Origin of the sequence: Oceanobacillus caeni (assembly GCF_042678465.1) — a bacterium.
GTDB classification, from domain to species: Bacteria; Bacillota; Bacilli; order Bacillales; family Amphibacillaceae; genus Oceanobacillus; species Oceanobacillus caeni.
The window spans coordinates 36081-62908 of sequence record NZ_JBHTKV010000016.1 but is presented as its reverse complement, the minus strand read 5'-3'; the positions used below and the strand labels follow the sequence as shown (position 1 = coordinate 62908).

General features: G+C 38.2%; 24 protein-coding genes, 1 other RNA gene, 2 pseudogenes and 1 riboswitch. Of the genes and pseudogenes, 26 read left to right on the top strand and 1 reads right to left on the bottom strand.

Translation table 11 applies throughout. From position 1 onward, the window contains the following. Position 1 precedes the first annotated feature (1 nt). The 6 genes and pseudogenes from ACFQ18_RS12130 to ACFQ18_RS12105 form a co-directional block, all read left to right on the top strand. Positions 2–1081, top strand: a pseudogene (locus ACFQ18_RS12130) (AMP-binding protein); the annotation flags it as partial. Positions 1082–1175: 94 nt separating this feature from the next. Then, entirely contained in the window at positions 1176–1310 is a 135-nt protein-coding gene (gene sspL, locus ACFQ18_RS12125; protein ID WP_068675606.1) for a small, acid-soluble spore protein L, read from the top strand. Positions 1311–1327: 17 nt separating this feature from the next. After that, the gene (locus ACFQ18_RS12120; protein ID WP_047185324.1) at positions 1328–1579 is read left to right on the top strand and encodes a sigma-G-dependent sporulation-specific acid-soluble spore protein CsgA; all 252 of its coding nucleotides are present in this window, start codon (positions 1328–1330) and stop codon (positions 1577–1579) included. 73 nt (positions 1580–1652) lie between these two features. After that, positions 1653–1840, top strand: a non-coding RNA gene (gene ssrS, locus ACFQ18_RS12115) — 6S RNA. 181 nt (positions 1841–2021) lie between these two features. Continuing rightward, positions 2022–2123: riboswitch (purine riboswitch) on the top strand. A gap of 112 nt (positions 2124–2235) precedes the next feature. After that, a complete protein-coding gene (locus ACFQ18_RS12110; protein ID WP_047185221.1) occupies positions 2236–2814 on the top strand; it encodes a xanthine phosphoribosyltransferase in 579 nt (192 codons plus the stop codon). Between the two features lies 1 nt (position 2815). Beyond that, positions 2816–4114, top strand: coding sequence for a nucleobase:cation symporter-2 family protein (locus tag ACFQ18_RS12105; protein ID WP_047185222.1), 1299 nt, complete (start codon positions 2816–2818; stop codon positions 4112–4114). Between the two features lie 136 nt (positions 4115–4250). Here ACFQ18_RS12105 and ACFQ18_RS12100 read toward each other — a convergent pair whose 3' ends face one another. After that, on the bottom strand, positions 4251–6038 hold the full coding sequence (locus tag ACFQ18_RS12100) for a glycoside hydrolase family 13 protein (RefSeq protein WP_047185223.1): 1788 nt from the start codon (positions 6036–6038) through the stop codon (positions 4251–4253). 455 nt (positions 6039–6493) lie between these two features. Here ACFQ18_RS12100 and ACFQ18_RS12095 point away from each other — a divergent pair, with 455 nt between their 5' ends. From ACFQ18_RS12095 to ACFQ18_RS12000, 20 genes and pseudogenes are all read left to right on the top strand, one after another. Continuing rightward, complete coding sequence (locus tag ACFQ18_RS12095) at positions 6494–7771, top strand: extracellular solute-binding protein (protein WP_222115721.1); 1278 nt, start codon at positions 6494–6496, stop codon at positions 7769–7771. A gap of 69 nt (positions 7772–7840) precedes the next feature. Next, positions 7841–9145 carry a carbohydrate ABC transporter permease gene (locus tag ACFQ18_RS12090; RefSeq protein ID WP_060667515.1) on the top strand — a complete coding sequence of 435 codons (1305 nt, stop codon included), beginning with the start codon at positions 7841–7843 and terminating at the stop codon, positions 9143–9145. A 2-nt stretch (positions 9146–9147) separates the two neighbouring features. Further along, positions 9148–9999 carry a sugar ABC transporter permease gene (locus tag ACFQ18_RS12085; RefSeq protein ID WP_047185226.1) on the top strand — a complete coding sequence of 284 codons (852 nt, stop codon included), beginning with the start codon at positions 9148–9150 and terminating at the stop codon, positions 9997–9999. Between the two features lie 33 nt (positions 10000–10032). Next, positions 10033–10902, top strand: a complete 870-nt coding sequence (locus ACFQ18_RS12080; protein WP_060667514.1) for a DUF1189 family protein — start codon at positions 10033–10035, stop codon at positions 10900–10902. Between the two features lie 21 nt (positions 10903–10923). Next, on the top strand, positions 10924–11949 hold the full coding sequence (locus tag ACFQ18_RS12075; RefSeq protein ID WP_060667513.1) for a LacI family DNA-binding transcriptional regulator: 1026 nt from the start codon (positions 10924–10926) through the stop codon (positions 11947–11949). An 87-nt stretch (positions 11950–12036) separates the two neighbouring features. Next, on the top strand, positions 12037–13068 hold the full coding sequence (locus ACFQ18_RS12070) for a Gfo/Idh/MocA family protein (RefSeq protein ID WP_060667512.1): 1032 nt from the start codon (positions 12037–12039) through the stop codon (positions 13066–13068). A 5-nt stretch (positions 13069–13073) separates the two neighbouring features. Then, a complete protein-coding gene (locus ACFQ18_RS12065) occupies positions 13074–14108 on the top strand; it encodes a Gfo/Idh/MocA family protein (RefSeq protein WP_047185230.1) in 1035 nt (344 codons plus the stop codon). 15 nt (positions 14109–14123) lie between these two features. Then, a complete protein-coding gene (locus tag ACFQ18_RS12060) occupies positions 14124–15092 on the top strand; it encodes a sugar phosphate isomerase/epimerase family protein (protein ID WP_047185231.1) in 969 nt (322 codons plus the stop codon). 69 nt (positions 15093–15161) lie between these two features. After that, entirely contained in the window at positions 15162–16832 is a 1671-nt protein-coding gene (locus tag ACFQ18_RS12055) for a glycoside hydrolase family 13 protein (RefSeq protein ID WP_047185232.1), read from the top strand. 79 nt (positions 16833–16911) lie between these two features. Continuing rightward, positions 16912–17904, top strand: a complete 993-nt coding sequence (locus tag ACFQ18_RS12050; protein ID WP_047185233.1) for an ROK family glucokinase — start codon at positions 16912–16914, stop codon at positions 17902–17904. A 182-nt stretch (positions 17905–18086) separates the two neighbouring features. Beyond that, the gene (locus ACFQ18_RS12045) at positions 18087–18464 is read left to right on the top strand and encodes a cupredoxin domain-containing protein (protein WP_204798408.1); all 378 of its coding nucleotides are present in this window, start codon (positions 18087–18089) and stop codon (positions 18462–18464) included. A gap of 73 nt (positions 18465–18537) precedes the next feature. Continuing rightward, a pseudogene (locus ACFQ18_RS12040) lies at positions 18538–18723 on the top strand (purine permease); the annotation flags it as partial. Positions 18724–19082: 359 nt separating this feature from the next. Then, complete coding sequence (locus tag ACFQ18_RS12035) at positions 19083–20039, top strand: alpha/beta hydrolase (RefSeq protein ID WP_047185236.1); 957 nt, start codon at positions 19083–19085, stop codon at positions 20037–20039. An 89-nt stretch (positions 20040–20128) separates the two neighbouring features. Further along, positions 20129–20617 (top strand): hypothetical protein, encoded by a 489-nt coding sequence (locus tag ACFQ18_RS12030; RefSeq protein ID WP_047185237.1) that lies wholly within the window; start codon positions 20129–20131, stop codon positions 20615–20617. 26 nt (positions 20618–20643) lie between these two features. Beyond that, positions 20644–21186: a DNA-deoxyinosine glycosylase gene (locus tag ACFQ18_RS12025; protein ID WP_338113669.1), complete on the top strand. Its 543-nt coding sequence runs from the start codon at positions 20644–20646 to the stop codon at positions 21184–21186. A gap of 111 nt (positions 21187–21297) precedes the next feature. Then, entirely contained in the window at positions 21298–22251 is a 954-nt protein-coding gene (locus ACFQ18_RS12020) for an alpha/beta hydrolase (RefSeq protein ID WP_204798407.1), read from the top strand. A gap of 235 nt (positions 22252–22486) precedes the next feature. Beyond that, complete coding sequence (gene argC / locus ACFQ18_RS12015; RefSeq protein WP_204798406.1) at positions 22487–23527, top strand: N-acetyl-gamma-glutamyl-phosphate reductase; 1041 nt, start codon at positions 22487–22489, stop codon at positions 23525–23527. An 84-nt stretch (positions 23528–23611) separates the two neighbouring features. After that, positions 23612–24838, top strand: a complete 1227-nt coding sequence (gene argJ, locus ACFQ18_RS12010) for a bifunctional ornithine acetyltransferase/N-acetylglutamate synthase (RefSeq protein WP_204798405.1) — start codon at positions 23612–23614, stop codon at positions 24836–24838. Between the two features lie 10 nt (positions 24839–24848). Then, complete coding sequence (gene argB, locus ACFQ18_RS12005; RefSeq protein ID WP_060667505.1) at positions 24849–25649, top strand: acetylglutamate kinase; 801 nt, start codon at positions 24849–24851, stop codon at positions 25647–25649. Continuing rightward, positions 25642–26826, top strand: a complete 1185-nt coding sequence (locus ACFQ18_RS12000) for an acetylornithine transaminase (RefSeq protein ID WP_047185243.1) — start codon at positions 25642–25644, stop codon at positions 26824–26826. Before argB ends, ACFQ18_RS12000 begins: the two co-directional genes overlap by 8 nt. Positions 26827–26828: the final 2 nt, after the last annotated feature.

The window sequence follows — 26828 nt, the reverse complement described above, 5'->3', positions numbered from 1 at the left end:
TGAAGCGGATATCGATGACGACGATCTTGCTCACGTTTTGTATACGAGTGGAACGGAATCGAAACCAAAGGGTGTTATGTTAACGCACAAAAGTATTATCAGCGAGTATATGAGCACGGTAATAGATGCAAAAATGGAAACGAATGATGTGGTGATTCATGCCTTGCCACTATATCACAGCGCACAACTCCATGTCTTTTTAGGACCGAGTGTTTATATGGGGGCAAGTGGTGTTATTCTTGGTTCGGCAACTCCTGAAGCGATTCTCAAAACCATTGAAGAGAAGAAGGTAACATCCCTATTCTGTCCACCGACTGTTTGGATTGGATTATTGCGTCATCCGGATTTTGAAATGTTTGATTTATCTTCTTTAAGAAAAGGGTATTATGGAGCGGCCATTATGCCACGAGAAGTGATTAAGGAGTTAAGTGAGCGGCTTCCTAACATGCAACTTTGGAATTGTTATGGTCAAACGGAAGTAGCGCCTTTAGTTACTGTCCTAAGACCTGAAGACCAATTAAAAAAACTCGGTTCAGCTGGAAAAGTAGTTTTAAACTGTCAAACTAAAATAGTAGATGAAAATGACCAAGAGGTAGCTACTGGTGAAATAGGAGAAATTGTCCATCGAACTCCACATGCAATGAAAGGATATTTGCATAATCCTGAAAAAACGGCAGAAGCATTTCGAAATGGGTGGTTTCATAGCGGGGATTTAGGTGTTATGGACGAAGATGGATATATTACAATAGTTGATCGAAAAAAGGATATGATCAATACTGGCGGTGTCAATGTTTCAAGTAGAGAGGTAGAAGAACTTATTTACCAGTTAGATGGAGTATCAGAAGTTGCGGTTATTGGAGTTCCAGATGCATACTGGATTGAAGCGGTCACTGCTATTGTTGTACCAAAAGACGGAAAATCTTTATCAAAAGATGAAATATTAGCTTATTGTAAACAAAAATTATCCAAATTTAAAATACCTAAATATATCGTCATTACGAATGAACTGCCGAAAAATCCAAGTGGAAAAATACTAAAACGTTCATTACGAAAAACGTATGAGGACATTGCTATAAAATAGTTGGCAGGAGCGAAACAATATTGTTTCGCTCTTTTTCGTATTAATTAGGATATAATGAAAAATTTTAGAAACACTATGATTGGAGGTGTTAATCATGACGGATAAGAAATCGAGAAACAAAAGAGTCAATTCAAGTGTGAATCCTCAAGGTTTAACAGAAGATGTTGCTGATCAACAGCCAAAATCACAATTAGAGCAGCGGGCAAAAAAGAAAAATACGAAGATCTAAGTAAGAGGTGAATGATCATAGATAACACACTAAGATATCTGCGGGAGTCATTATCCAATTATAGTGAAAATGAAGTTTGTCAACATATTATAAAGAAAATAGAACAGAACCACTATAAAAGTGAAAAGGAATTCGTAGATGATCTAGAAGAATCAGAAGTTGCATACTTAGATAATGTACTGGAAAATGAATTGAACTACGCGAAGAATGTACAAAATGACGAAAGAGTTCAGCAATTAACAGAAGTTTTTGAGATTTTGTTTGTGTAAATTCTGCATAGGTCAAAAATGGTTAGGAAAAATTTACTATTGCCATTTATGATAGGAACGTGTAATATATAGTTACAAGCTACATTGTGCGTATTTAATTAAAGTTTTAACCTCTAATAAGATAATAGGGAGTTTTACATCGGAATCCAAATGCCGGGCCGTCATGTAACGGAAGGCAGGAAGATTTCTGCGAACACCCACTTGGTGAAGTGGTGGTTTAAAACTTTTTATTATAACAAATACGGCAAATGTGGCTGTACTACATAGTGAAAATCGAAGGTCAGTATTCATGTTGAATACTGGCCTTTTACTATCTACATTAAAATCCATACTTTAAAATGGAACTGTATCCCCTTTCATACTAAAACACAATTTTTTAGAAACATTTCACTTCGTTTTATGGGTTGTAATTCGGAAAATCCGTGTTATACTGGAAATAAATTTGAAAACTAAATACATTTTTCATATAATAGCGAGAATATGGCTTGCGAGTTTCTACCGGTTTACCGTAAATAAACCGACTATGAAAAAGCAGAGAGTAATCACATTTCTAAGGGATTACTCTAATTTCAAACTTTTAAGCTTGAGAATATGCTTCTTCATAGTAAGGAGTATTTCTTAAGCTTTTTTTATTTAAAATTTGGAAGGAGATTTATATGAAGGCCTTAAAGCATAAAATCTTAGAAGAGGGAAATGTATTATCGGAATCCGTGCTAAAAGTGGATTCATTTTTAAATCATCAAATTGATCCTGTATTAATGCAACAAATTGGACAGGAGTTTGCCCAACGTTTTAAAGACGCTGGAATCACGAAAGTATTAACATTAGAGTCTTCTGGTATTGCTCCTTCTGTAATGACGGCTCTAGAACTTGGTGTAAAAACGGTTTTTGCGAGAAAACGTAAATCTTTAACTTTAATTGATGGCTTATATTCAGCGGAAGTATATTCTTTTACAAAAAAGGAATCGAACGAGATATCCGTTTCCGAACAATACATTTCAAAAGAGGATAATGTTCTGGTCATTGATGACTTTTTAGCGAATGGACAAGCAGCTCTAGGACTTACTGATATCGTCGAACAGTCAGGAGCGACATTAGTTGGTATAGGAATTGTTATTGAAAAAGGATTCCAAACCGGTAGAGCGTTGTTAGAAGAACGAGGAATCCGTGTAGAGTCATTAGCTATTATTGACTCGTTGGCTGATGGAAAAGTAACCTTCAAGGAGGAACTATAAAATGAAAACAACTGCCTTAGGTCTTCAGCATGTTTTAGCTATGTATGCTGGTGCCATCTTAGTACCGCTTATTATCGGTGGTGCACTCGGTCTAACAACGGAACAGTTAACCTATTTAGTTGCTATTGATATATTTATGTGTGGTGTCGCAACTCTGCTACAAGTAGTGAGTAATCGTTTCTTTGGAATTGGATTGCCGGTTGTACTTGGGTGTACCTTTACAGCTGTAGGTCCAATAATAGCTATTGGTGGAGAATTTGGCATTTCTGCTATTTACGGTGCTATTATTTGTTCCGGATTATTCATTATTCTTATTAGTACCGTTTTTGGGAAACTTGTTCGATTTTTTCCACCAGTTGTAACAGGTAGTGTTGTCACAATTATTGGTCTCACTTTAATTCCAGTTGCTATTAATAACTTGGCTGGCGGTCAAGGTGCAAGTGATTTCGGTTCTTCTATTAATCTTTTATTAGGTTTTGGTACGTTGGCTTTTATCATCCTTATGTATCGTTTTGCAAAAGGATTTATTCGTTCTATTTCCATTTTAATTGGCTTAGTCATCGGTACAATCGTTGCTGGTTTTATGGGGAAAGTCGATTTTAGTGCGGTTGCAGATGCGTCTTATTTGCATATGCCCCATCCTTTCTATTTCGGGATGCCTACTTTTGAAGTCTCAGCAATCATTACGATGTGTCTTGTTGCAATGGTATCATTAGTAGAATCCACAGGTGTTTATTTTGCACTAAGTGATATAACAGACAAAAAGTTAACCGAAAAAGATTTAGCAAAGGGTTATCGTGCAGAAGGTCTTGCTGTGTTTTTAGGTGGAGTATTTAATGGATTTCAATATACAGCATTCTCGCAAAACGTAGGATTGGTTCAATTGACAGGCGTGAAAAAACGTAAAGTTATCTTGGTTGCAGGTATTATTTTAATTGTATTAGGGTTGGTTCCTAAAATTGCAGCCTTAACAACCATCGTCCCAACATCCGTATTAGGTGGCGCTATGCTTGCTATGTTTGGTATGGTTATTTCACAAGGGATTAAAATGCTTGGAAAAGTAATGGGGGATTCGTCTGAGAACTCTATGATTATCGCGTGTTCGGTGGGAATGGGTCTTGGAGTAACTGTTGTTCCAGAATTATTCTCTGTTTTACCGGCAAGCTTACAAATTTTAACGAGTAATGGTATTGTTGCAGGAAGTGTAACTGCTATTGTTTTAAACATTATTTTTAATATGAAACCAGAGAAAAAAGTAGAAAATAATCCTGTCCCTATTTTGCAGGAAAAAGAAGCATAGTTCGTTTTTATAAAGGTATCTCCATGCGGGGGTATCTTTTTTTTGTTTCTCTTTATGTCCGTGATCTTTGATGACAGGACAGTTCTTGTGATTTTTTAACAAGAACTGTCCTTAGGTATATATTTAGAAAGTGAATCTATTCATTACTATACTCAAAAATGCGAAATCCTAAAGTAGAGACTTTTATCTTATCTGACGCTGTCAGTTGAATCGGCTTTCGTGAATAGACTGTATCTATACTAGTTCCAACTACTAGTTCGCTACAATATTTTTCAGGAAAATCTGGTAAACCTAACGTCTGTTCCTCCGTACTATTATTTATTACAAAAAGGATACGCCGGTTATCTGCTTGCTTTTGATAGACCAATGTATTTGTTTCATTATCGTACATAACGATTTGGAACGTACCATCATTTCCAAAAGCGGGAATTGTTTTTCGCATTGCAATCAGATTTTTAACATACGTAAACAACTCTCGATTCTGCTTCGTTTCGTCCCATACCATACATGCGCGGCAACCCGGATCTTGACCGCCTTCCATCCCAATTTCATCCCCATAATAGATACAAGGTGTACCAATGAAAGAAAGTTGAAAGAGATATAGAAGTTTCACACGATCCATCTCGCCATCTGCTAATGTCAAAATCCGCGGTGTGTCGTGGCTATCAAGCAAATTAAATGCAACTTTATTCACATTCGCTGGATACATATGCAATACATTGGTAATGGAATTCGTAAAGTCTTCAGGAGATCGCTCATTTTTTGCAAAGAAATCGATTGCACTATTTGTAAACGGATAATTCATGACAGCATCGAATTGGTCGCCGCCAAGCCAAGGCATTGAATCATGCCAAATTTCTCCTAATATATAAGCGTCCGGTTTCACTGCTTTCACTTCTTTTCTAAAATCTCTCCAAAACTGATGATCGACTTCATTCGCGACATCTAAACGCCACCCGTCGATATCAAATTCCTCGATCCAGTAGCGGGCAACTTTTAGTAAGTAGGCTTTCACTTCCTGATTTTCCGTATTGAGCTTCGGCATGGATCCAGCAAAGCCAAACGCATGATAATTTGGTACTGGCTCTGGTTTTACAGGGAATTCTCGAAGGTGGAACCACTCCGTATAAGCTGATTTCTCTTGTTTATCCAGTACATCTTGAAATGGAGGGAAATAATAGCCGCTATGATTAAATACCGCATCAAGCATGACACGAATTCCCCGCTGATGACATTCCCGCACGAGACGGCGGAAAGTTTCCTTATCCCCAAATTGCGGATCAATTTCCATGTAATCAATCGTGTCATATTTATGATTGGAATACGCTTTAAAAATAGGCGTGAAATAGATACCATTAATTCCTAAATCAACAAGATAATCCAAGTGATCGATAACGCCTTGAAAATCACCGCCAAAGAAGTTTGTAGCAGTCGGTGCAGCTGACCCCCATGGTAAAGTTCCCTTCGGATTTAATGATGGGTCCCCGTTTCCAAACCGTTCTGGAAAAATTTGATACCAAACAGTGTCCTTAACCCAGTCTGGTGCTTGGAAGACATCGATTTGATTCAAGTACGGGAAGCAGAAGTAATTTGAAATATCTGCTGGAGGATCAGAATAAATACCACTCTCCGTGTAATAGCATGTTTCACTAGAATCCATGCAACGAAATCCATAGCGCATCCGGTAGAACTCAGGTTTTACTGCGATAAACCAATAATCATATAAGGCGGTCGATCCTGACTTAATCATTTCAACCGTTTGCGTTTGCCATACCTCATCTTTCCAGTCATACGGATCTCCAAACAGAAGTGCAACAGACTCCATATCATTCTTTTTCGTTTGCAGTACGATATGTAATGTGTCCTTATCATAAGCGTATGCGAAGTTATTCTTTGGACGGTGGTAGATTGCTTCTTTTAGCATTTAATTTTCTCCTTTCTGAAATAGAAACCCCGATTTCCGTAATGTTAGAAATCGGGGTTGTTGTCATTTGTACAAAGCATTGCCCTTAAGTTGTTCTCCATTTAATGTAATGTAAGCGGATTAGGCTGTCAATAATAAAGGTAGATTTGACACTAAATTGATAGTCTCTTTTTCTCCTTAAAACGCGAGGGAAAATAGTATTTGAATTATCCTATTTATATATAAAACTAAAAATATTTAATGAAATCGTTTGCGCAAATCTTGAGTTTAGTATAATATATTAATAGAGGTTGTGCAAACGATTTCGCAATCTTCAAAACTACGATATTGGAAAGGAGATATAATACTTAAAACAAAATCATTTTTTGGTAATTTAAGAAAGCGTTTTAGTAGTCTTTCGGGGGCAAAAGATTGAATTAATCGACAAAACGTGAAAGAGGGGTTGTAAAATGAATATAAGGAATTGGAAAAAGTTTACATTAAGTATGATTATGGTTGCAATTCTGTTTTTAGCAGCTTGTAGTGGTGGCAAAGAAGACAAAGCTGATTCATCCAATTCAACGGATGGAGGAGAAAGTACAGGATCCGCAACATTAGAAGTTGGGGTGGAGGATGATTATATCGGCTTTATAGAGGAAATTGCCCCTGCATTTGAAGAAGAACATGGTGTCACCATTAAGGTTTCAGAAAAAGACATGTTCGACACGTTGGAGGCGTTGCCATTAGATGGTCCAGCTGGACTTGCACCGGACGTTATGATTGCTCCTTATGACCGTGTTGGAAACTTAGGCCAACAAGGACATTTAGCGGAATATACGTTCCCTGAAGATGGAAGATATGATGAAACAGACGAAAAGCAAGTGACATTTGAAGAGAAAATTTACGGAGCTCCATTCGTTATTGAAGCATTAGTCCTTTATTATAATAAAGATTTACTAGACGCGGCACCGGAAACTTTTGAGGAATTGGAAGCTCTAATAGATGATGAGCGTTTTGCATTTGCTTCTGAAAGTGGTAAGAGTACTGTATTCTTAGCAAATTGGTTGGACTTCTATAGCACATATGGACTCCTTGCAGGACATGGTGGTTATGTGTTTGGACAAGACGGAACAGACCCGACAGACGTTGGCTTGAATGATCCAGGCGCAATTGAAGGAATTGCGTATGCGACAAAATGGTTCCAGGATGTATGGCCACAAGGAATGATGGATGCCACCTCTGCAGGAGATTTCATTGATGCCCAATTCACGGGTGGAAACACTGCAGCTATTATCGGTGGACCTTGGCAAGCTGCGACTTATAATGAAGCAGGTCTAAATTACGGCGTATCTGCTATACCAACTCTTCCAAATGGTGAAGCTTACCAACCATTTGCCGGCGGGAAAGCATGGATCATCAGTAATTATGCAGAAGATAAAGAGCTGGCAGAAGAATGGTTGACTTATGTAACAAACGAAGAAAATCAAAAAATACTATATGATATGCGAGCAGAAATCCCTGCTAACAATTTCACAAAAGAAGAAGTCAGCCAAGGAGATAACGAGTTAACAAGCGCGGTAATTGAACAATATAACACTTCTGTTCCAATGCCGAATATACCTGAAATGGCTGAAGTTTGGAAAGGTGCAGAAACATTAATGTTCGATGCTGCTTCTGGTAATAAAACACCGGAAGAATCAGCGAATGATGCAGTAAAAGTCATTCAAGAAAATATCGAACAAAAATATCAATAAGGAAAACAATGTAACGGCAGGGCCCAATTAGGCTCTGCCGGGCATTTGGAAAAAGGGAGTGACACTGTTGTGGAACGTACAAAGGACGCGAAGAAGAGGGTAAGAACAGCGACATGGCTCTCAGTCATTCCAGGAATAGGTCAGTTTTATAACAAACAAACATTTAAAGGCATTGCCTTTCTAGTAGTATTCGCTTTGTTTATTTATGAAATGATTGTGTTTGGTTTTGCTGCGTTTACTGGTATGGTTACGTTAGGGTTAACACCAGGTGAGGATCATTCTTTATTCTTGCTCATAGAGGGATCCTTGCAACTACTTTTGACAGTTATATTTTTCTTATTTTATGCCATTAATATTTATGATGCGAGGAAAGTTGCAATACAAATCGTTGAGGAAAAGAAAATAAATAAAACGGCGAAGGATATTTTGAAGAATGTGTATCATAATGGTTTTCCTTATCTATTTACAATACCCGCTTACCTAGTTATGATTTTTGCAATTATCTTCCCGGTTTTAGTTACGATCTTTATCTCATTTACAAACTATGACTTTTATCATATACCTCCAGCTAGTTTAATTGATTGGGTTGGGTTTGAAAACTTTATCAATATGTTCTTCCTCAGCTCGTATCGTGATACATTTATAGCTGTACTTGGTTGGACGATAATTTGGACACTAGGTGCCACTTCATTACAAATAGCGATCGGTATATTTACGGCAGTTGTGTTAAACCAGAAGTTTATTAAGTTTAAACGGTTATTTGGAATTATTTTCTTACTCCCGTGGGCTGTACCTGCATTCATTACTATTATGAGTTTCTCAAACATGTTTAATGATAGCTTGGGAGCAATAAATTCACAGGTCATTCCGTTTATCAATTCGCTTGTTCCTTTTATAGATTTGGGAGCTTTACCATGGAAGACGGACCCCTTTTTTACTAAGATAGCAATTATATTAGTTCAAGGTTGGTTAGGATTCCCTTATATTTATGTGCTGGTATCGGGAATCTTGCAATCTATTCCAGAAGAACAATATGAATCAGCAAAAATTGATGGGGCTGGTCCAATCCAGCGCTTTCGTCATATAACCCTTCCAACGATATTAATGATTGCAGCGCCAGTGTTTATTACGCAATATACCTTTAATCTGAACAACTTCAACATGATTTACCTCTTTAATGAAGGCGGACCAGGAAGTATCGGAGCAGGTGCGGGTTCAACGGATATCTTAATATCATGGATATTTAAGCTTACAACTGGAACATCACCACAATATTCAATTGCAGCAGCAGTAACATTATTTATTTCGATATTTGTCATTACTATTGCGTTGATTGTATTTAAAAAGACAAAAGCATTTGAAATGGAGGATTAACGATGAGTAATTTATTCCGATCACAAAAATCTTCCCGATTCTTTACAAAGTTTTTCACGTATGCATTTTTACTACTCCTATCCGTGATTATATTGTATCCTTTGTTGATAACAGCAAGCTCCGCGTTTAAAGCCGGTAACATCTCCGCCTTTGATCTCAGTTTCGATGCGACATGGACATTGGATAACTTCAGGAGATTATTTACAGAAACACTCTATGGCGAATGGTATATTAATACGTTGGTCATTGCATTTGTCACGATGATTGTCCAGGTGATACTTATTACATTGGCCGGTTATACATTTAGCCGTTACCGTTTTATTGGCCGTAAGAAAAGCTTGATGTTTTTCTTACTCGTACAGATGATACCAACGACTGCTACTTTAGTTGCTTTCTACGTTATGGCATTGCTGTTAGGTGCACTCGACCAAAGTTGGTTCTTGATGTTCCTTTACATTGGTGGAGGTATTCCGATGAATACATGGCTCATGAAGGGGTATTTTGATACGATACCATACGATTTGGATGAATCGGCAAAGCTGGATGGTGCTGGTCACTTCAGGATATTCGCACAAATCGTGCTGCCAATGGCAAAACCGATGATTGCTGTTCAAGCATTATGGGCATTTATGACACCGTTTGGCGAATACATGTTAGCTAAATTCCTATTGCGGTCACCTGAAAATTACACTGTAGCAATTGGATTACATACATTTATTAGTAATCCGCAAGAACAGAAAGTAGCACTCTTCTCTGCAGGGGCAATCTTAATTGCGATACCGATTAGTATCTTATTCTTTATGTTACAAAAGAATTTTGTTTCCGGTTTAACTGCAGGCGGAACAAAAGGATAATCGATTTAAATCATAGAAATGAAGTGAGTATAGATGAAAACAGATATATTCCCATTAAATTACTTTAAAAGTATATTCAGGCCTACCGACATGTTTACGGGGAGACATCAATTAAACTGGTTGCAAATCATTATTGTGTTTTTCTTTTTAAATGGTTTGATTTTGATCCCAGTGTCGCTGGATTTTGCGAAAATGGATACTTACGAAATTGATGAAACGTATCCGAATGCGTTTGCACTTATTGATGACACAACCGTGACCTCATTAGAAAATGCAACTTTCTCTCAAGGAGAAATGGAGCATGCTCCTACTTTCTATCAAGAGAAAGAAACTGGCGTGATCGGCGGAAATTTATCAGATGAGAAAATGGAGCAAGCGCTGGAAATGGAAAATGCAGTCCTCTTCCAAAAGGAAGGCATAACAATCAAAGAAGCGGGGCAGCCAATTGCAAACATTAAATATACTCGGGATTTCAATTTGTCTGGAGTAACCAATGAAAAAGAACTGCAAGCAGCGATTTCTAATCAATGGTTTACCCAGAATAAAGCAATCGTTGTAGGTGGCTTAATCTTTGCTGTTTTTAATATCGCCTTTGCAAGCCTGCTCTTTTTTGTAATAGGTGCTTCATTCTTCATCTATTTAACGAAGAGAGGTCAATCCTCATCAATAGGGACATATAAAGAATCTGTCAATCTAATTGTAAACACACTTGGATTAGCAACTTTAATCGCAATGATTATGGGATTGTTAGGATTCGATGTTATTGTCATTATTATGACACAGTCAACGGCTCTAATCTTTATCTTGCTCGCTGTGTTTTATCATACTCACTTCAGTGATGAGTACGTTGAAAGGAAACAACTACAGAAAATAAAGACCCAGTATGGGAAGTCAGTCGATTAAAGAAGCGGGGTGAAATGGAAAATGGTAACAATTAAAGACATAGCAAAGGTAACAGGTGTATCACCCTCTACAGTTTCTAGGGTAATTGCCGATAATCCGAGAATTAGTCCTGATACAAAGAAAAAAGTACGAAAAGCAATGAAAAAGCTAGGTTATCATCCGAATATTCATGCACGAAACTTAGTTGCCAAATCAACAAAGTCAATCGGTGTTATCTTGCCATCATCTGCTGACAAAGCATTGCAAAACCCATTTTTCCCAGAAGTATTACGGGGAATTGGATCTGTTACACATAAGGAACAATATACAATGATGCTTTCCAGCGGACAAACAGAGGAAGAAATACTTGCGGAAGTTGAACGTATGGTTTATGGCAGTTATGTCGACGGTATGATCTTACTTTATTCCCGGATGAATGATCCTGTTACGCAGTTCCTTAGGGAAAGTGAATTTCCGTTTGTTATCGTTGGAAAGCCCTATGAGAACATCAGCGAAACAACCCATGTCGATAATGATAACTTTTCAGCAGGGAAAGAAATTACCGAACATCTTATTGAACAAGGGCATGAAAAAATCGCTTTTATTGGTGGGGCAAGGGATTTATTCGTAACAGTTGACCGTGAGGAAGGCTATAAAGCAGCACTGGATGAAGCTGGACTAGAAAATAAAGAAGCGTATCAGATTCATACCGAATTTCTGAAATCAGGAGGGCGGGAAGCAGTAGAGAGTTTATTAGCGCTCGAGACGCCTCCGACAGCGATTGTAATTAGTGATGATTTAATCAGCTTAGGTGTTTTAAGCATGCTTGAAGATTCGGGATTGCATGTTCCAAAGGATATTTCGTTAGTAAGCTTCAATAATGTATATTTATCAGAAATTACACGTCCTGCATTAACAACGATTGATATACAAATCTATGAAATAGGCGCACAATCAGCTAAAGCATTAATAGAAAAGACAGTAAATAAATCAGAACCGGCAAAACGGATCATCATTCCACACAAAGTAATTTACCGTGAATCCGTAAGTGAATATAAGTCTGAGTGAATATGGAAGATTGACTGGCCCCCTGCGCATGGAAATGCGGATTCACTAGACAAATAGCCGAGAAATAATCGAAGGAGGAATCGTCCTATGACAAAAATTCGTGTTGCCGTCATTGGCTGTGGAAGTATTGCAAAACACCGCCACTTAATCGAATACAACAATAACCCACATGTGGAGATTGTCGCTGTGAGTGACATTAATGAAGCAAGAGTAAAAGAAACTGCTGAAAAATATCATGCTAAGGCATATACAAGTTATGAAGCATTGCTGGAATCAGAAAATATCGATGCAGTGAGCGTCTGTCTCCCTAACTATTTACATGCACCAGTAAGTATCGCTGCCCTAAATGCAGGCGCTCATGTCTTATGTGAAAAACCGATGGCAACTTCCCGTGAAGAAGCTGAACAGATGATTGAAGCAGCCGAGAGGAATAATAAGAAACTCATGATCGGCCATAATCAACGCTTCGTTTCTTCTCATCAAAAAGCAAGGAAATTAATCGAACAAGGTGAAATTGGAAAAATTTATAGTTTCCGTACGAGTTTTGGACATGGTGGCCCAGAAGGCTGGAGTGCAGACGGAGCGGACAGTTGGTTCTTCAAAAAAGATCAGGCCTTTATCGGAGCAATGGGTGACCTTGGTGTACATAAAGCGGATTTACTGCGTTATCTGTTAGGTGAGGAATTCGTAGAGGTTGGAGCTTTTGTCGAAACGAATGCGAAAGAAAATATCAATGTCGATGATAATGCAACGTTAATTTTAAAATCAACAAGCGGCATCGTCGGTACACTTGCAGCAAGCTGGGCATATACCGCAAAAGAAGATAATTCAACGATTCTTTATGGGGAAAAGGCAACGTTAAGGCTTGAGGATGATCCCGAATACTCCCTTATTGTGCAATACAATAATGGAGAGGTAGTGAAGTATGAGTTGGATGGCATTCAATCGAATGAAGATGGAGGTCAAACAACCTCACATACAATCGATCATTTCATCGAATCCATTCTTCATGATACAAATCCATTAATTGATGGCGAGGAAGGTAAGAAATCATTGCAAGTGATTCTAGGTGCATTGGAATCAGTGGAAACGAAACGAATTATCAGTTTGGAGAAGTGAAATGGATGCGGAAATTGAAAATGGGAATCATCGGAGTAGGTGGGATAGCGCAAGATCGTCATATCCCGGCCTACCAGGCATTATCAGACAAAGTGGAAATTACCGCAATACAAGATCTTAAAATTACAAAAGCAAAAGAAGTAGCGGAAAAGTTTAATATCCCTTACGTGTTTTCCGATTATGAAGAACTATTCGCCACCGTTGATGCGGTGACAATTTGCACACCGAATAAATTCCATGCAGAAATCTCTATCGCGGCATTAGAAGCAGGAGTCCATGTTTTATGTGAAAAACCGATGGCCATCACGGCCGAAGAGTGCGATTTAATGATCAAAGCAGCAAAGAAAGCGGATAAGTGTTTAAGCATTGCGTATCATTATCGGTTCATAGAATCTGTTCAGCTGGCAAAACAAACGATGAAAGAGGTTGGGGACCCGCTTGTAGCAAGGGTCCAGGCATTAAGGTGCCGGAAAGTTCCGGGCTGGGGTGTATTTACGAATAAACAATTACAAGGCGGAGGAAGTCTGATAGATTGGGGTTGTCACTTTTTGGATGCAGCACTTTGGCTATTAGATGAACCCAACGCAGTAGAAGTAACAGGAACAACGTATAACAGATTAAGCAAAACGCCAAATCAGCTCAACGACTGGGGCAACTTTGATCATGAATCTTTTGATGTGGATGACCATGTATCTTCCTATATCCGATTTGAGAATGGTGCCTCTATGTTATTTGAATGCTCTTGGGCAGCAAATATAAAAGAAGATACGACAAATGTAAGCATATCCGGTTCGAATGGCGGATTGAATGTATTTCCAATTGAATTCTATCAGCCGAAACACGGAGCATACCTAACAACCACAGCAAAAGTAGAAGATGATCAAGCAAAAGCAGGATTTCTTCAGGCCAAAAACTTTATTGAAAGCTGTCTTGGGGAAGCGGAATTAGTGAACAAACCCGAGCAAGCCAGAACTGTTACTAAAATAATTGAAGCGATTTACAAAAGTAGTGAAAACAAATCAAGTATAACATTAAATTAACTGGAGGCGGTATCCATGAAATTAGGCGTATTTACAGTATTATTTAATGAAAAACCTTTTGAACAAATGTTGGATCATGTAAAGGAAGCTGGATTGCAAGCAGTTGAAATTGGTACTGGTGGGAATCCTGGCACTGCTCATTGTGATGTGGATGAATTACTCGCTAATGAGGATAAACGGAAGGAATTTATCGATAAAGTCCATTCAAGGGGCTTAACGATCAGTGCATTCAGCTGCCATGATAACCCGGTTTCCCCAAATAAAGAACATGCAAAAAAATCCCATGATATGTTCGTGAAAACCGTGAAACTTGCGCAAATGCTGGATGTACCAGTCGTCAACACGTTTTCCGGTACACCAGGATCACATGAAGATTCCAAATACCCTAACTGGCCTGTGACACCATGGCCAACCGAGTACACTGATATTTTAAATTGGCAATGGGAGAAAAAATTGATTCCTTATTGGAAAGAGCAAGCTCAATTTGCAAAAGATCATGGGGTGAAAGTTGGATTGGAACTTCATGCAGGCTTTCTCGTTCATACACCTTATACATTACTGAAACTGCGAGATGCAACGAACGAGGCAATTGGTGCTAATCTGGACCCAAGTCATTTATGGTGGCAAGGCATCGACCCGGTTGCAGCGATTAAAATATTAGGTAAGGAAAATGCGATTCATCATTTCCACGCGAAAGACACATTTATTGATCAAGATAATGTAAACATGTATGGACTGACAGACATGCAGCCATATGCAGATGTCCAGACGCGTGCATGGAGTTTCCGTTCAGTTGGGTACGGTCATAGTATCCAAGAATGGTCTAACATAGTTAGTGCATTAAGGACGTATGGCTATGATTATGTCATGAGCATTGAACATGAAGATCCAATCATGTCTATTGATGAAGGCTTTCGCGCAGCAGTTCGAAACTTGAAAGCTATCAATATGGAAGAGGCCCCCGCTAATATCTGGTGGGCATAATCTTGCTTTACAGGAAAAGAATTAGCTGATGTTCTATATCAAACCGTTCAGCTAAAGGAGGAAATAAGTATGACTAGCCAGTGGTGGAAGGAAGCGGTAGCCTATCAAATTTATCCGCGAAGTTTTATGGATTCAAATGGAGATGGCGTCGGGGATATCCAAGGTATCATCTCGAAATTGGATTATTTACAGGATTTAGGGATTGATGTCATTTGGATCTCCCCAATCTATCCATCTCCGAACATTGATAATGGTTACGATATTAGCGATTACCAGGGAATTTCAGCCGAATACGGAACGATGGAAGATTTTGATGAATTACTGGAAGAGGTACATGCCCGTGGTATGAAATTGATTATGGACCTCGTCATTAACCATACATCGGATAAGCATGAATGGTTCATTGAATCCCGTTCTTCAAGGGACAATCCATACCGGGATTATTATATTTGGCATCCTGGGATAGACGGCAAAGCCCCGAATAATTGGGAATCTATCTTTGGAGGGTCCGTCTGGGAATACGATGAGAAGACAGGGGAATATTACATGCATGTATTCGCCAGTAAACAACCAGACCTCAACTGGGAAAACCCGGAAGTTCGCCACGATTTGTATAAAATGGTGAATTGGTGGTTGGACAAAGGAATCGATGGTTTCCGAGTCGATGCAATTTCACATATTAAAAAAGTTCCCGGTTTTCCGGATATGCCGAACCCCGACAATCAAAAATATGTTCCTTCGTATGAGGGACATATGAACCGACCTGGAATTGAAGTTTTCCTGGAGGAACTAAGAAAAGAAACATTTGATAAATATGATATTATGACCGTCGGAGAAGCGAACGGAGTCAAAATTCAACAAGCGGATGCATGGGTCGGCGAGGAGAATGGCTTTTTCAATATGATTTTCCAATTTGAACATTTGGACCTTTGGGGCAAGAGTGCAACAGGCGGACTCGATATGCAAGGTCTTAAAAAAGCGCTCAGCAAATGGCAAAAAGGTCTGGATGGTATCGGCTGGAATGCTCTGTTCTTAGAAAATCATGATCAGCCTCGTTCTGTTTCCACATGGGGAAATGATACGGACTTGCGGGAAAAATCGGCAAAAAGCTTTGCAACCATGTACTTTTTAATGCAAGGAACACCGTTTATTTATCAAGGGCAAGAGATTGGAATGACGAACGTCAAGTTTGATTCCATTGATGATTATAATGATGTTGCAATTAAAACACTTTATAAAGAAGAACGGGTAGCCGGTAAAAGTCATGAAGAGGTGATGAAAATCATCTGGAAGAGCGGCCGGGACAACTCCCGAACACCGATGCAATGGAATAGTAAGGAAAACGGCGGATTTACAACGGGAACACCATGGATGAAAGTAAATCCAAATGTGAAGGAAATCAATGTAGAAGCCGAACTGGAGAATCCCGATTCCATCTACCATTATTATAAGAAGTTGATCGAGCTGCGCCGTGGAAATGAGACACTCATATACGGTAGCTATGAACTTATCTTAGAAGAACATGAGCAAATTTATGCTTACGTGCGTACGTTAGGTGAGCAACAGTATGTTATTTTAACAAACTTATTGGATGGTACTGCCGATTTCGAGTTCCCTGAAAATTTACTAGGGAAGCAGGCGGAATTGCGATTAAGCAACTATCAGGTGCAAGAGGCTCATGAAACACTGGATACGATGACTTTCCGTCCGTATGAAGCCCGAGTGTATCAGATAAAATAAGATGTTGTTTGATCATTCAGGAGTAACCTACTCATAAGGAAGCAATCCGCTAAACTTACATGATAAGGAGTACGTCTAAATGGATGAGTTGATGATAGGCATAGATATTGGAGGCACTACTGTAAAAATCGGCTTAATCAATCATAAGGGAGAATTTTTAGTTAAGTGGAAAATACCAACGAACAAAGATAATGCAGGAAAGACAATTGTAAAAGATATTTGGGCATCGATAGCGGATACCTTATCAAAATACAAAATAGAAAATAAAATAATAGGAATAGGTGTGGGCGCTCCAGGCTTTATACATCCAGTAACTGGTATCGTGGAAGAGGCTGTAAATATTGGTTGGAAAAACTTCAATCTGAAAGAAGAACTTCACCGATTATCAAGTTTACCTGTATTTATAGAAAATGATGCTAATTTAGCAGCATTAGCGGAGAACTGGAAAGGGAGCGGCAACTCTGCTGAAAACCTTATATTTATTACGCTTGGCACTGGAGTTGGTGGCGGAATTATCGCAAATGGAGAGATTTCGAACGGAACGAATGGCACTGCCGGTGAAATTGGACACATTTTAGTTGCGCCAAACGAATACCGCTGTAATTGCGGAAGAATGGGATGTTTGGAAACAATAGCTTCGGCAACGGGAATTGTGCACATGGCCATGGATCATATAAAAGAAGCTCCTCACGGTGTACTCGCTGCCCGTTATAACCAACGTGGTATGTTAGAAGCGAAAGATGTTTTTGATTGTGCAACGTCCGGAGATGAAGCGAGTCAAAGGATTATTGAACGGATGGCAGATATGTTAGGTAAGGCGATGGCAAATATGGCAGTTACGATCAATCCTAGTCAGATTATAATTGGTGGCGGACTCTCTAAAGCAGGGGAGCCGCTGCTCGCTAAAATAACAGCAGCATTCAAAAAGTATGCCCTTCCTAGGGTAAGTGAATGTTGTGAAGTGAAGCTCGCACAATTGGACAATGATGCAGGAATGATTGGTGCGGCTTATCTTGTGAAAAGTCGATTTGAGAAGCGGGAACTAAGGAATGATAATTTAGTAGAAGCATAAAAGGAGAAAGCCGTAAGAATGGCTTTCTCCTTTTAAAGTTATTTAGGAAACGTTTAATAAAAGTGAAATCATGAAATCTAGAATTAGTCATACCTGATATAGACGAATATATCACTTCTAATATTCTTTGATATTTTCCTGTAAATTGAAGAAACTAACAGGCAGAAAGGAGGTATTATCCAATGTCTATTAAAAATCCGTTAATAAGGTTAGTTTGTGTATTTGCGGTGATCATGGTTCTTTCTAGTTTTGGCTCGCTACATGGAGTTGCAGAAACTCAAGCTCAGAATGCAAATAATGAAGTCGTGGTCGAATTGAACGATGATTTCTTTAATCCGGACGTAATTACGCTTCCAAATGAAGAAACGACAATTCTACTGCTTCAGAATAAAGGAATGAAAGAACATACCTTTACTGTAAAAAGACTAGCCATTGATGTGGAGCTTCAACCGGGAGAAGAGAAAAAAATCTCGATAAAGCCCGAAAAGACCGGCACGTATGAATTGATATGCCGATACCATGAGAAGGAGGGCATGGTTGGAGAAGTAGTGGTTGAATAATGAGGATTTGTTGAATTACGACACAGCATGACATCTCGGAGAGAGAGGGTCATGCTTTTATTTATCGACAGGTGCTATGATTATCGCGTGTCCAGTGGGAATGGGTCTTGGAGTTACTGTTGTTCCAGAATTATTCTCTGTTTTACCGGCAAGCTTACAAATTTTAACGAGTAATGGTATCGTTGCAGGAAAAAGAAGCATAGTTCGTTTTTATAAAGGTATCTCTAATAGAGGGATACCTTTTTTGTTTCCAGCATAAGTTTTCTAATAAAGGTTCTTTAGGGTCACTCTTTTTGTCTATGAACCTTGTCACGGACATTCCAGGAGCGTTTTTATTTCTTTTGTCCGTGACAGGAGCTCACGGACAATTGAAGCAAGAAGAACAGGAACTTTGTCCGTGAGAAGAGCACTCATGGACGATTGAAGCAAGAAGAACAGGAACTTTGTCCGTGATCCCCTTTGTCACGGACTTTCCACGGTAGTATTCCGTTTCTTATGTCCGTGATAGACTTTTATCATGGTGATTTTACTAGTTTATTCCGTTACCCTAGAAATTAGACGAATGCTTAGTAGAAGTTTTTATGGTAATTTAAAAGAAAACGGATCGGGGGCAGACAATTGAAAAGAAAGATTATTAAAGTATTAGCAATCCTTTTTATTGTCCTGAGTGCATCTTTGTTTTTCGTTGTTAATTATTTTTATGGGGAAGCTGTAAAGCGTGGAGTGGAAGTGGAGTTGTATGATGGTAAAAAGGAACAAACTGTTGAGGTCGTAAAAAAGGAGGAAGAACCTTCTACATTAGATGACGCGAGGAATTGGTTTAAAGAACAAAATTTGGAAGCTGTTAGCCAAACTTCTTTTGATGGATTAACATTATATGCTAGGTATTTAAAGAATGAAAAACAAAATAATAAAGCAGTCATTCTTGCCCATGGTTATAGATCGGATAGTGACAAAATGGGAGATTATGCTAAATTCTATTATGATCTGGGATTTGATATTCTAATTCCGGATGCAAGAGGGCATGGAAATAGTGAAGGAGATTATGTTGGTTATGGATGGCATGATCGAATTGATTATCTTGGATGGGTTGATGTATTAATTGAAAAATATGATATAGAAGACATAGTCCTTCATGGTAATTCCATGGGGGCGGCTACTGTATTAATGGTAAGTGGTGAGGAATTGCCTCCACAAGTGAGAGGTATTATTGCAGATAGTGGATATACAACGGTAAAAGAAGAGCTTGCCCATCAATTAAAGCATTTATATGATTTACCAGCACGTCCGCTTTTGGACTTTACTAGTATGATGACTAAAGTTAGATCTGGATTCACCTTTGAGGAGGCATCTGCTTTAGATCAAGTGAAAAATAATAAGCTACCACTATTTATCATTCATGGGGATGAGGATGAATTAGTACCAACAGAAATGGCACATGAGCTTTATGAAGCCGCGGGAGGAGAAAAGGAATTATGGATAGTTCCTGGTGCGGGTCATACAAAAGCATATGAAGTGGCGACGGAAGAATTTGAACATCGATTATCTCAATTTTTAAATGGAATAATCCACTAAGAAAACAAAACATAAAAGAACACCCTCATTTCATATAAATGAACAAACACGTATTATTTATCATTTATCCTTTATAAGGAGTGAGGTCATTGGAAAGTTTGCCACAAATATTTTTGGTCATCTATATGATTATTTTTTCTATAACCCTAGTAGCAAGCATTGTATACTGGGTCAAACAGAGATTTAGTGCGTTGGCAGCAATTGCTATGATATTATCTCTTTTAATACCATTAGTTTCATTTGTGTATACTGCACAGAGAAAAACGGGTAATGGATATGAATTTATGTTGGAGAAAGTGTTTGATTTAAATGGGCTAGCCATTACATTAATGATTGGGTACGTATATATAATCGGCTGGCTTATATTTGTTATAACCGAATTGCTCACAAGGTTATATCACGTTCCATTTATTAATGAGAAACTGAAACCGATGTTTCAAAAGATGGAAGAGCATTGGATAAAGAAAGGGATACCACCGCTTAAGCGTTTCTTTTCATTAATACGGGAAAAACTACCGAAAAGAAGAAAGAAGGCGGACGAGACCTTGGAAGAAGAACATAAACAAAGTAGCCAATAATTTTAAAAAGCAAATACGGATAGTGAGTGATTGAATTGGATAAAAAAATAGTTTCTTTTCCACCAGTACTTCCAGATGAACCAAGAGTTTTAATCCTTGGTTCCATGCCTAGTGTGAAATCACTAGAAGAACAGCAATATTATGGCAATCCTAGGAATCATTTTTGGCCAATTCTTTTTGCTTTATTTCAAGAAAATAAAATAGATAATTATGATGACCGAATCGATTTTGTGAAAAAACATGGAATAGCATTATGGGATGCAATTGCAGCTTGTTATCGGGAAGGAAGTTTAGATTCTTCCATTAAAGATGCAGAGGCTAATGATATAGCTGGGCTTTTAGAGAGATATCCCACTATTCGTTTTATTGGATGTAATGGGACGAAAGCTTTTGACACATTCAAAAAGCACTTTGATTTCACTCAATTTCCGGATGTCCATGTTAAGAAATTGCCTTCCACTAGCCCTATTCCAGGTCGATTTACCAAAACATTTGATGAAAAAGTGGAGTCTTGGAGTATTATTTTAAAATTTATCCCACCTCAAACTTCTGGGGGACAAAGAAAGTGATGGGGGATAAGCTCCACGTAAAGATGTAATAAACTACCATTTATATCGTCTTCCGCTATGACTAACTATTCGAGTATAATAGAATAATAGTTAGCGTAGAGGAGCGAATAAATGAAAAAAATAATCTTAAGAATCGTCGTAGGGTTATTTATTATAGCAATTATTATCAATTTCATGATCGGATATTACTTATATGATTTAGCAATAGAAAGAAATGTTAAAGATTTCTTAAATGGTAATCAGGATTTGCAGGTTTCCGCCCAAGCGATGGAAGAGTTTACACAAGGGGATTGGCGTGATTGGGTAAAAGCTCAAGACTTTAAAGAGTGGAAAATGAAATCTTATGATGGAATTGCACTTCAGGGATATTTTTTACCTGCCAAAGAGCCAACGAATAAAACAGTAGTCTTTGCTCATGGCTATTTAGGACGAGCTAGTGATATGGGCTTGTTTGGTCAGCATTATGTAGAGGAATTAGGTTACAATATGTTTACCGCAGACATGCGAGGACATGGAGAAAGTGGTGGCGACTATATTGGCTTTGGTTGGCATGATCGTCTTGACTTAATCGACTGGGTCAATCGTGTAGTTGATGAACTTGGGGATGATACAGAGATTGTGTTACATGGTCTTTCCATGGGCGCCGCAACAGTATTAATGGCTAGTGGAGAAGAGCTTCCGGATAATGTTAAAGCAATTGTAGCAGATAGTCCATATACAAGTGTAAATGATTTATTTGCATATCAATTGGATAGAATGTTTAAATTACCTGAATTTCCGATATTACCAACAACTGGACTCATCACCAATATAAAAGCCGGATATAACATTAAGGAGGCTTCCGCACTGGAACAAGTAAAAAAAGCGGAGGTACCAATCCTTTATATACATGGGGGAAGTGACACATTTGTTCCAACCTCCATGACTAAGGAATTGTTGAAAAACACGAAAAGTGAAGCAGAGCTTATGATTGTGGATGGAGCTAATCACGGTGAATCCATTATCTTGGAACGAGATAAATATTTAGATACATTAACTAGGTTTTTAGACAAATATGTATATTAAAAAATGGTTCTTCAGTTTTCTGGAGAACCATTTTTTATCCTTTAACCATCGGTGGTGGATAAAGGAAAATCCCATTGATGGAAGTCTTCTTTATACATCTTTTATACAATTAAATGGAGGTTTTCAGAAATATTTATGCATAAATATTAATTTTTTTTCATAAATATACTTGCATAAATGGATAGAAAAATCTATAATAATGAATAATTCGAAAAATATGAAAGGGAGTCATTCGGTGAAAAATGTAGCAATCATTGGTGGAACGGGTTATGGCGCGGTTGAATTAATTCGATTACTTCAGTCCCATCGTTATATGAAGATTAAACAGATCATTTCACATTCACAATATGGAGAGCAAATTACATCTGTTTATCCGCATTTAACAGAATTTTATGATGATCCAATGGAAGAATTAAATATTAATAGATTAAAAGATGAAATAGATATTGTCTTTCTTGCTACACCTGCTGGGGTTGCAAAAGATTTAGTACCACAATTCCAAGAATCAAATGTACAATGCATTGATTTATCCGGGGACTTACGCCTACATTCTCGTGAAGCGTATCTAACCTGGTATGGTAGAGAAGCGGCACCACAGGAAACATTAGATGAAGCAGTTTACGGATTGTCCGAGATTTATAAAGAGGAGATTATAAAGGCAAAGGTTATTTCTAACCCTGGATGCTTTCCCACTTCTGCATTGCTTGGTTTAATACCTGCAGTAGAACATGGGATATTGAATAATCAATCCATCGTTATTGATGGTAAAACTGGAGTATCTGGAGCGGGAAGAAAACAATCTCAGATGACGCATTACTCTGAAACGAATGAAAATGTTACCCCTTATAAAATTGGAAAACATCAGCACATTCCTGAAATCGATTTATATTTATCGCAAGTTGCGAATGAAGACATAGCTACGACCTTTACAACACATTTAATCCCGATGACAAGAGGATTACTATGTACCATGTATGGAAAGTTAGATAAGCAAGTATCCACTCAAGACGTGATGGATTTATACCAATCCTACTATGAAACGCATCCTTTTGTAAGAATTAGAGAAGAAGGAGGATTTCCTTCAACAAAAGAAGTGTACGGAAGCAATTTCTGTGATATTGGCTTACATGTTGATGAACGAACCAATCAACTCATTATTGGATCCGCAATCGACAATTTAGTTAAAGGGGCAGCTGGGCAAGCAATTCAGAATGCAAATTTAATGAATGGTTGGGATGAGAAGCACGGACTATATCATATCCCTATTTTTCCATAAAAATATGTGTTCAAAAAGGAGGATGAAAAGTGTCAATTTCACCGGACTTTTTGGAACAACCTCATAAGGAAAGGATGAAATAAGTTGATCACAACACAACCAAAGAAAATGAATATCTTAGAAAATGGACATGTGACAAGTCCAAAAGGGTTTATAGCAGGAGGGGTACACTGTGGAATTCGTAGAAAAAAACTAGACTTTGGTTGGATTCATTCAGAAGTTCCGGCTGTTGCGGCTGGTGTATTTACCTTAAATGCTTTTCAAGCTGCGCCATTGCAGGTCACGAAGAAAAGTTTAGAAAAGGTCCATAAAATTCAAACCATTATTGTTAATTCTGGGAATGCGAATTCTTTTACTGGTGAACAAGGGTATCAAGATGCTTTAGAAATGCAAAGATTAGCAGCTGAAAAAATGACGGTTGAGGTCGATCAAGTTGCGGTTGCTTCTACTGGTATTATTGGTGAAACATTGCCAATGGATAAGATTCGTATAGGAATTGCCGCTATGGGAGAAGAAAATCATGTAGCTGCAGAGAACTTTGAGCAAGCAATTTTAACAACAGATACAAAAACAAAGCATGTAGCAGCGGAAATCGAAATTGATGGAAAAATGATCACAATTGGTGGGGCGGCTAAGGGATCTGGAATGATTCATCCCAATATGGCTACCATGCTAGGATTTTTGACGACAGATGCCGTAGTTGACGCTGTAAGTCTGCAAAACGCATTACGCCAAACAATCGACTATTCCTTTAATATGATAACGGTAGATGGCGATTCAAGTACAAACGATATGGTCCTTGTGTTAGCTAATGGAACGCAAGAAAATGAAATGTTAAATGAACAACATCCACAATGGGCAGAGTTTGTGGAAGCATTACAATTTGTTAGTCAAGAACTAGCGAAGAAAGTAGCTAAGGATGGAGAAGGGGCAACTAAACTTATTGAGGTTAACACTTTTGGTGCACCAACCGAAATAGTGGCGAAACAGGTGGCGAAAGCAGTTATTTCTTCTAATCTTGTAAAAACAGCTGTATATGGTTCAGATCCAAACTGGGGCCGTATTATTTGCGCAGTTGGCTATAGTGAACAACCAATTTTGCCAAACAAAATTGGTGTGTCAATTGGGGATATCGATGTAGTGAAAGATGGGGCAGTTGTTTCATTTATGGAAAAAGAAGCAAGTGAGTATCTTCAAAATGAAGTAGTTAAGATTAATATCGATTTGCAAAACGGAGAATTTGGAGCAACAGCGTGGGGCTGTGATTTAACCTATAACTATGTAAGAATTAATGCTTCTTATCGTACGTGAGGTGAACAAAATGGGTATTGTTGTGTTAAAAATGGGTGGTAGTGTTTTAGAAAAACTTCCTGAAGACTTTTATAAAAGCCTTGTTGAATTAAAAGAAAAGAAAATATGTGACCCGATTATCGTTCATGGTGGGGGACCTGAAATTAATCAAGCACTTAAGCAAGCGGAAGTCGAAAGCTCTTTTGTGGATGGATTACGTATAACAACTGAAGATGTTCTAAAAATTGCTGAGATGGTGATGAGCGGTTCTATCAATAAACGAATTGTTAATAAGTTGATAAAAGCGGAAGGGATAGCTTTTGGCCTTAGTGGTGTCGACGGTTCTCTTTTACAAGCAGAGCCTATTGATCCTTCGGGGAAATTAGGTTTCGTAGGTAAGGTGAAAAAAATTAATGATTATTGGCTTAAGTTAATCATGGAGCAAGGTGGTATACCAGTTATCTCACCAATTGGAATTGGCAAGGAAGGGATTCGCTACAATATTAATGGGGATATGGCAGCTGCAGCTGTTGCGAGTAGCGTAGGGGGCAAATTGATATTCGTGAGCGATATTCCAGGGGTTATGGAGACGATTGATGGGAAACAAGTGGTCCATTCTAAACTAACCAAACGAGAGATTAATTCCATGATATCTTCCGGAGTTATTTATGGTGGAATGATTCCTAAAGTAAACTCCGCTATGGATGCATTATCGGCTGGGGTAGATGAATCCGTTATTATAAATGGGGTATCTCCGAGTGACTTGAAAGATTATATGAAAGGGAAAAACATTGGAACAAAAATTGTAATGGGAGAGGTCCAACATGTCTAATAATCTAGCAGTTAAAAATATAGCAATCATGAATACATACAATCGATTCCCAGTAAAACTTGTAAAAGGAAAAGGGAGTAAAGTTTGGGATGATAAGGAAAATGAATATTTAGATTATACTTCTGGTATTGCAACATGTAATTTAGGGCATGTTCCAGATCAAGTACAATCTAGAGTAAAAGAACAACTTGATCTACTATGGCATTGTTCGAATCTTTATGAGATTCCGAATCAGGAAGAGTTGGCCGAACTTTTAACTCAAAATAGTGTGTTTGAAAAAGTGTTCTTTTGCAATAGTGGTGCGGAAGCGAACGAAGCAGCAATTAAGATTGCTAAGAAATATGCGAAAGATCAAGGTAATCCAGAACGTACGGATATTGTAACGTTTAAACAATCCTTTCATGGACGTACTGGAGCAACGATGGCAGCTACCGGGCAAGAAAAGATTCATCAAGGTTTTACGCCGCTTGCTGTAGGATTTCGTTATTTAGCTTTAAACGATTTTGAGTCTTTAAGTGAAATTAGCGATGGGAAAACAACCGCAGTTCTTCTAGAAGTTATTCAAGGAGAAGGTGGAGTAAATCCAGTTGATAAAGAATGGCTTACACAGTTGGAAAAAATCTGTAAAGAAAACGACATTCTCCTAATGGTTGATGAAGTACAAACTGGAATGGGAAGAACGGGAACATTATTTGCCTATGAACAATTTGGTGTGAAACCAGACGTAATAACTTTAGCAAAAGGACTAGGATCAGGTATTCCTATCGGTGCAATGCTTGCGAGTGAATCTGTTGCAGCTTCGTTTAGCCCTGGAACACATGGAAGTACTTTTGGTGGTAACCCACTTGCGACAAGTGCTGGAATTGCAACAATCGAAAGCATATTAAGTGATGGATTTCTTGCAGAGGTAAAAGAGAAAAGTGACTGGTTCCGGAAACAATTGGAGAAATTACGGCAATCTTCTAATAAAGTGATTGGAATAAAAGGGCTTGGTTTTTTAGTTGGAATCGAACTTACAGAGCCGGTTGGTCCATGGATTGATCGATTCCGAGAAAAAGGGATTTTAGTACTGTCAGCAGGTGCAAATGTATTAAGAGTTTTACCTCCATTAACAACTACTAAGGAAGAGTTAAACCAATTTGTGAATGTTTTTCATGAAATAGAAACGGAGGAATGACA

What these genes read in the sequence shown, in the direction of transcription:
- sspL (WP_068675606.1), top strand. Translation starts at nt 1,176, where the DNA reads ATGACGGATAAGAAATCGAGAAACAAAAGAGTCAATTCAAGTGTGAAT.
- ACFQ18_RS12110 (WP_047185221.1), top strand. Translation starts at nt 2,236, where the DNA reads ATGAAGGCCTTAAAGCATAAAATCTTAGAAGAGGGAAATGTATTATCG.
- ACFQ18_RS12105 (WP_047185222.1), top strand. Translation starts at nt 2,816, where the DNA reads ATGAAAACAACTGCCTTAGGTCTTCAGCATGTTTTAGCTATGTATGCT.
- ACFQ18_RS12100 (WP_047185223.1), bottom strand. Translation starts at nt 6,038, where the DNA reads ATGCTAAAAGAAGCAATCTACCACCGTCCAAAGAATAACTTCGCATAC.
- ACFQ18_RS12085 (WP_047185226.1), top strand. Translation starts at nt 9,148, where the DNA reads ATGAGTAATTTATTCCGATCACAAAAATCTTCCCGATTCTTTACAAAG.
- ACFQ18_RS12080 (WP_060667514.1), top strand. Translation starts at nt 10,033, where the DNA reads ATGAAAACAGATATATTCCCATTAAATTACTTTAAAAGTATATTCAGG.
- ACFQ18_RS12075 (WP_060667513.1), top strand. Translation starts at nt 10,924, where the DNA reads ATGGTAACAATTAAAGACATAGCAAAGGTAACAGGTGTATCACCCTCT.
- ACFQ18_RS12070 (WP_060667512.1), top strand. Translation starts at nt 12,037, where the DNA reads ATGACAAAAATTCGTGTTGCCGTCATTGGCTGTGGAAGTATTGCAAAA.
- ACFQ18_RS12065 (WP_047185230.1), top strand. Translation starts at nt 13,074, where the DNA reads ATGCGGAAATTGAAAATGGGAATCATCGGAGTAGGTGGGATAGCGCAA.
- ACFQ18_RS12060 (WP_047185231.1), top strand. Translation starts at nt 14,124, where the DNA reads ATGAAATTAGGCGTATTTACAGTATTATTTAATGAAAAACCTTTTGAA.
- ACFQ18_RS12055 (WP_047185232.1), top strand. Translation starts at nt 15,162, where the DNA reads ATGACTAGCCAGTGGTGGAAGGAAGCGGTAGCCTATCAAATTTATCCG.
- ACFQ18_RS12050 (WP_047185233.1), top strand. Translation starts at nt 16,912, where the DNA reads ATGGATGAGTTGATGATAGGCATAGATATTGGAGGCACTACTGTAAAA.
- ACFQ18_RS12045 (WP_204798408.1), top strand. Translation starts at nt 18,087, where the DNA reads ATGTCTATTAAAAATCCGTTAATAAGGTTAGTTTGTGTATTTGCGGTG.
- ACFQ18_RS12020 (WP_204798407.1), top strand. Translation starts at nt 21,298, where the DNA reads ATGAAAAAAATAATCTTAAGAATCGTCGTAGGGTTATTTATTATAGCA.
- argB (WP_060667505.1), top strand. Translation starts at nt 24,849, where the DNA reads ATGGGTATTGTTGTGTTAAAAATGGGTGGTAGTGTTTTAGAAAAACTT.
- ACFQ18_RS12000 (WP_047185243.1), top strand. Translation starts at nt 25,642, where the DNA reads ATGTCTAATAATCTAGCAGTTAAAAATATAGCAATCATGAATACATAC.